At 65.3% G+C, this 5,900-nt stretch carries 8 protein-coding genes; 7 read left to right on the top strand and 1 reads right to left on the bottom strand.

Translation table 11 applies throughout. The features are described from left to right. A partial coding sequence (locus BRAO375_RS18280) for a flagellar biosynthetic protein FliO (RefSeq protein WP_035640985.1) occupies positions 1–510 on the bottom strand: 510 nt, incomplete at its 3' end. Between the two features lie 387 nt (positions 511–897). On the opposite strand from BRAO375_RS18280, the gene flgB reads away from it, so the two are divergent. The 7 genes from flgB to BRAO375_RS18315 all read left to right on the top strand — a co-directional run. Beyond that, positions 898–1,305: a flagellar basal body rod protein FlgB gene (gene flgB, locus BRAO375_RS18285; RefSeq protein ID WP_009028941.1), complete on the top strand. Its 408-nt coding sequence runs from the start codon at positions 898–900 to the stop codon at positions 1,303–1,305. A 32-nt stretch (positions 1,306–1,337) separates the two neighbouring features. Beyond that, entirely contained in the window at positions 1,338–1,763 is a 426-nt protein-coding gene (flgC, locus tag BRAO375_RS18290) for a flagellar basal body rod protein FlgC (RefSeq protein ID WP_009028942.1), read from the top strand. Between the two features lie 16 nt (positions 1,764–1,779). Beyond that, positions 1,780–2,136: a flagellar hook-basal body complex protein FliE gene (fliE, locus tag BRAO375_RS18295; protein WP_009028943.1), complete on the top strand. Its 357-nt coding sequence runs from the start codon at positions 1,780–1,782 to the stop codon at positions 2,134–2,136. Positions 2,137–2,270: 134 nt separating this feature from the next. Further along, on the top strand, positions 2,271–2,534 hold the full coding sequence (gene fliQ / locus BRAO375_RS18300; RefSeq protein ID WP_009028944.1) for a flagellar biosynthesis protein FliQ: 264 nt from the start codon (positions 2,271–2,273) through the stop codon (positions 2,532–2,534). A 170-nt stretch (positions 2,535–2,704) separates the two neighbouring features. Further along, positions 2,705–3,472 (top strand): flagellar biosynthetic protein FliR, encoded by a 768-nt coding sequence (fliR, locus tag BRAO375_RS18305; protein ID WP_009028945.1) that lies wholly within the window; start codon positions 2,705–2,707, stop codon positions 3,470–3,472. Between the two features lie 14 nt (positions 3,473–3,486). Beyond that, positions 3,487–4,566 carry a flagellar biosynthesis protein FlhB gene (flhB, locus tag BRAO375_RS18310; RefSeq protein ID WP_009028946.1) on the top strand — a complete coding sequence of 360 codons (1,080 nt, stop codon included), beginning with the start codon at positions 3,487–3,489 and terminating at the stop codon, positions 4,564–4,566. Between the two features lie 155 nt (positions 4,567–4,721). Then, positions 4,722–5,900: PAS domain-containing protein (locus tag BRAO375_RS18315; protein ID WP_035640989.1), on the top strand; the 1,179-nt coding region annotated here is incomplete at its 3' end.

Below are 5,900 nucleotides of genomic sequence, written 5' to 3' on the forward strand. Positions count from 1 at the left end.
CGGTGGGAAGGGCGGCGGCGGCTCGCGCCGCTCGGCGGCGGCCGGGGCGGTGCGGCGGACCTCGTCGATGAACGATGGACGCTGCGGACGTTGCGGCAGTTCCGGAACCGGCGCCTCGGCCAGCTCGGCCGGCTCGGGCTTGGTTTCGGGTTCATTCCAGGTCGGCATGTCCTGCACCGGCGCGATGCGTGCCGCGGGCTGATCGGCATTGAGGCCCGGCCGCTGCGGCAGCTGCTCGCGTGCCGGCATCGCGCGCACGATGTTGGACTCGACCACGATGTCGGTCGGCCCGCCGATCATCAGGAGATGCTCTATGTTATCCCGACGCACCAGCACGAGGCGGCGGCGGCCGTCGACGGCGGCTGCATCGATCACGGCGAGCCGGGGCATGCGGCCGCGATTCGGATTGGTGCCGAGGCGATTGCCGGCGAATCGACGGACCAGCCATGCGGCAAGGCCGATCAACGCCAGCACGGCTACGAATGCAAAAAAGAACGTCAGCGCCTGCATCTCTGTCCCCGGCAAATACCGCGTCCTTTCGAAGTCTCTCCTGTCCGACACGCAAGTTTGCCGACACGCAAGTCTGCCAACACGCAAGCGTCAGTGAACGAGGCCTTCAGAACCGGAACCAACCCGTTAACGCAAAACGGCAGGATCTGCCGCTCGGTATCTTAATAACCCATGAATCGGCCGGGCCAAAACGACTTCTTGGCTGCGCCCACCGTCCCGGATTGGTGCATCGATCAATCGAAAGCCCCGCACTTTCCTAAGAAAGTGTCAAAACCCCGGGATAGTCCCGGGGGGCGACCTGGCCTTTCTTAACTCTCCATTAACCATATGCACGGCAATTTCTACCTATCGAATCCGTCCGGTAGTCGGACACAACCGAGCGCCGCCATGTCCATCAATGATCTTCCCGTGCTGTCGGCGTTGCGCACCAAGATGCAGTGGCACCAGGAGCGCCAGCGCGTGCTGTCCGAAAACGTCTCCAACTCGGACACGCCGAACTTCAAGCCCAAGGATCTGGTCGAGCCGAAATTCGATTCGACCGGGCATGCGGTCGGAGGTTTCGCCTCGCTGTCCTTGACGCGCACCAGCGCTTCGCACATCGCGCCGTCGTCCGGCGGCAGCGCGAGCTTCGACCAGAACCGCAAGGTGGGATTTCAGACGCGGCCGGCGGGCAATGCCGTCAGCCTCGAGGAAGAGATGCTGAAGGTGTCCGCCAACCAGATGGACTACGCCGCGGCGACATCGCTCTACGGCAAGAGCCTGCATCTGTTGAAGACGGCGATCGGCAAGGGCTGAGCCCGAGATCTTGAGGACGGAGACCGACACGCATGGCAAACGATTCCAGCGATTTCCTGCGCTCGATGACCATCGCGACGTCAGGCCTGCGCGCGCAGGCCGGGCGGATGCGCGTCATTTCCGAGAACATCGCCAATGCCGATTCCACCGCCGCCAAGGCCGGCGGCGATCCCTATCGCCGCAAGGTCCCGACCTTCAGCTCGGCTCTCGACCGCGCGCTCGACGCCAAGGTCGTGACGCTCGGCAAGGTGGTGCCCGATCAGTCTTCGTTCCGCGTCAAATACGACCCCAGTAACCCGGCCGCGGACGCGTCCGGCAATGTCAAGTACCCCAACGTCAATCCGCTCATCGAGATGACCGACATGCGTGATGCACAGCGGTCCTACGAGGCGAATTTGAACATCATCGGCGCCACCCGCCGCATGATCCAACGAACGCTCGACATTCTGAAGACCTAGGACAGGAACGAAAGTCATGGCCTCCCCAATTTCCGCAGCGAATGCCTATGCGAATTCCGCCCGCGTGCTCGATACCAGCGGGTCGGGCGGCGCGTTCGGTGGTCTCGCCCGCGTGCGCGACGTCCTCGGCAATGGCGCCGGCGCCGACAAGGGTGGTCCGTCCTTCAGCTCGGTGCTGAAGGATGCGATCGGCAGCGTCGTGGAGAGCGGGCGCAAGTCCGACAGCCAGGCGGTCGCGATGGCCTCGGGCAAGGCGAACGTGATGGACGTGGTCACCGCTGTTGCCGAGACCGACGTTGCGGTGTCGACGCTGGTGTCGGTGCGCGACCGCGTGATCCAGGCCTATGAAGACGTAATGAAGATGACGATCTGAGCTCGCCTGCGAGCGCTGACGACGTGACGCGCCGGCGCGCGTCACGTCACACGATCTGCGGGGCCGGATGAGCCGGAGCCGTATGCAACAGGAGGCGCTCGAACGGCGCCCGCGATCATCAGGGACGACAGGACATGACCGGAGCCGAAACGCTCGATGTGGCGCGCGATGCGATCTGGACCATCGTGCTGGTGTCCTCGCCGCTGATGGTGGTCGGGCTCGTCGTCGGCGTGGTCGTCTCGCTGTTCCAGGCGCTCACCCAGATCCAGGAGCAGACGCTGGTGTTCGTTCCGAAGATCATCGCGATCTTCGTTACGCTGCTGCTCGGGCTGCCGTTCATGGCCGATGCGCTGCATCAGCACATGATGCGGATCTCGTCGCGAATCATCGGCGGATGAGGCAATGTCCGGCGCGGCAGAGCTGTCCCTTAAAAGGGCGCTGCGACCGGTCGTGAGGAGCGGTGCGGGGGGCGCTGCTCTTTTCGATCGGGCGCTGACGGCCTCTTGGCTTGGCGCTCTGCAGACCGGCGTGCCGCAGCTTGCGGCCGGCGGCGCCGGGACCGCAGACGATGCGCATCGACATCTCGTTTCTTCCGACCTTGGCGGCGGTGTTCATGCTCGCCTTCGCGCGCATCGCGGCGATGGTGATGCTGCTGCCGGGTCTCGGCGAGGTCAACATTCCGGTCCGCATCAAGCTCGCGACCGCGCTGCTGCTGACGATGATCGTGCTGCCGCTCAACCGGCAAGCCTATCAGGTCGATCTGCAGGCGCTGTCGCCGCTGGTCGTCATGATGGTGCACGAGATCGTGATCGGGATCGTGCTCGGCGCCACCGCGCGGGTGACCTTGTCGGCGCTGCAGGTCGCGGGCTCGGTGATCGCGCAGCAGATGGGGCTCGGCTTCGTCACCGCGGTCGATCCGACGCAGGGCCAGCAGGGCGTCCTGATCGGCAACTTTCTCACCATGCTCGGCGTGACATTGCTGTTCTCGACCGACAGCCATCACCTGGTCATTGCCGCGTTGAGCGACAGCTACAAGATCTTCGCACCTGGGGAGCTCATTCCCAGCGGCGACGTCGCCTCGCTGGCGACCAAGGCCTTTGCGGCGGCCTTCAAGATCGGCCTGCAATTATCGGCGCCATTCCTGGTGTTCGGTCTGGTCTTCAACATCGGGCTTGGCGTGCTGGCGCGGCTGATGCCGCAGATGCAGGTCTATTTCGTCGGCGCGCCGCTCTCGATCCTGATCGGATTTCTCATCTTCGCCCTGGTGCTGACCGCGATGATGGGCACGTTTCTCGGCTATTTCGAAGGCGTCCTCCACGAGCTGATGCCGCGGTGAGGGGAGCCTGACCGATGGCCGAGGAGGGTGATACCGAGGACAAAACAGAAGACCCGACGCAAAAACGCCTCGACCAGGCGCTGGAGCGTGGCGACGTCGTCAAGAGCCAGGAGCTCAACACCTGGTTCGTGATCGCCGCGGCGACGCTGGTGATGACGAGCTTCTCCGGTTCGATCGGCACCGCCGTGCTTGTGCCGATGCGCAATCTCATCGCCAATTCCTGGATGATCCATACCGACGGCGCCGGGCTGCTGGCGCTGGCGCGCAGCCTGTCCTTCGCCGTCATCGCCGCGATCGGGGTTCCGATCCTGATGGTGATGCTGGCCGCGGTCGCAGGCAACATGATGCAGCACCGCCTGGTGTGGTCGGGCGAGCCGCTGAAGCCTTCCCTGAGCAAGATCTCGCCGCTCGCCGGCGCCAAGCGGCTGTTCGGCAAGCAGGCCGCGGCCAACTTCGCCAAGGGTCTCTTCAAGTTGGTGCTGCTCGGCACGGTCATGGTGATGATCCTGTGGCCGGAGCGGCTGCGGCTGGAATCGCTGCTGCACATGGACGTCGCCGAGCTGCTCGGCGTGACGATCTCGCTGACCACGCATCTGATGGGCTCGGTGGTCGCGCTGCTCGCGCTGGTCGCGATCGGCGACTATCTGTTCCAGTACCGGCAGTGGTACGAGCGCCAGAAGATGTCGCTGCAGGAGATGAAGGAGGAGTTCAAGCAGTCGGAAGGCGACCCGCACGTCAAGGGCCGCATCCGGCAGATCCGCCAGCAGCGCATGAAGAAGCGCATGATGGCGGCGGTTCCCAAGGCCTCCGTGATCATCACCAACCCGACCCACTATTCGGTGGCGCTGTCCTACGAGCGCGGCATGTCGGCGCCGGTCTGCGTCGCCAAGGGCGTCGACAACATCGCCTTCAAGATCCGCGAGATCGCCAAGGCGCACGACATTCCGATCGTCGAGAACGTGCCGCTGGCGCGCGCGCTGTATGCCACTGTCGAGATCGACGAGGAGATCCCGGTGGAACATTATCATGCGGTCGCGGAGATCATCGGCTACGTGATGGGGCTGCGGCGCAACCTCTCGGGGCGTCCGCGATGACAATCGATTCGGTCCCGGAACGGGCCGCAAAATACGGATAAATCATGGAATATCGGCTTGACGGGCTTGCGCTTGACCCGTCGATTCAGGCAGGTGGAAGCGGGAGCCGCGTGAACAGGCTGGGGCTCCCAGCCGACAGGTCGCGTCCTCAAGCCATGAGCGCCGAGAAAGACAACGAAGCGTCACCGGACCAGGTGAACCTGCCGGAGCGGCCGCGCCGCAGCGGCAGCATTCTGCTGATCCTGTTGGTGGCGTTCGGCCTCGTCGCGGTCGCGATCGCGCTGATGACGATCGGCCGCAACCAGGCGCAGCCTTACATCCTCGGCTTGCTGTCGCTGCTCGCCACCGTCGGGCTGTTCAACCTGTTCGCCTTCGCCGCCGGCATCGTCCGCTTTGCCGACAAGTCAACCGATGATCCTGTGATGGGCGCGATCGCCGATCACGCGTTCGACGGGCTTGCGGTGACCGATGCGCGGGGCCACGTCGTCTACGCCAACGCCGCCTATCTCAGCATGACCGGAGCTGCGAGCGCGCAGGAGGCGCGCCCGGTGGAGCGCGTCTTCATCGGCAATCCCGACGTCTCCGAAGCCGTGTTCCGCCTCTTGAAGGCGGCGCGCGAGGGCAAGCGGCAGCAGGAGGAGGTGCGGATCACCGCCTCCGAAGGCGGCCAGGGCCGCTGGCTGCGCATGCGCGTACGTCCGCTCGGCCAGACCAAGCGCTACGCCCGCTACGCGGTGTGGTCGATCGCCGACATCACCCGGGATCGCGAGCGCCAGGAGGACGTGTTCCAGGAGCTGCAGCACGCGATCGAATATCTCGACCATGCGCCGTGCGGCTTCTTCTCGGTCAATCCGGAAGGCAGCCTGGTCTACGTCAACGCCACGCTCGCCAACTGGCTCGACTACGATCTCGCCGAGATCGGTTCCGGCGGGCTGAAGCTCGCCGACGTCGTCTCCGGCGACGGCGCCTCGCTCTTGACCTCGATCGTCGCGGTGCCCGGCGAGGTGCGCACCGAGGTGTTCGACATCGACCTGAAGATGCGCGGCGGCAAGACCATGCCGGCGCGGCTCTATCACAAGCTCGCCTTCGGCGCCGACGGCAAGCCCGGCGCCTCGCGCACCCTGGTCATCAGCCGCGCCCGCGACGAGCGCTCCGATCCGGAGCGCGCCGCCGAGGTGCGCTTCATGCGCTTCTTCGACCACACGCCGATGGCGATCGCGACCGTCGACCGCGGCGGCGCCGTGGTGCGCGCCAATGCGCGCTACGCCAAGCTGGCGCAGAGCGTCAGCGGCGATCCGGCGGCGGCGAAGTCGATCTTCCGCACCGTCAGCCAG

Source organism: Bradyrhizobium sp. ORS 375 (assembly GCF_000239775.1).
In the GTDB taxonomy this organism is placed as follows: domain Bacteria; phylum Pseudomonadota; class Alphaproteobacteria; order Rhizobiales; family Xanthobacteraceae; genus Bradyrhizobium.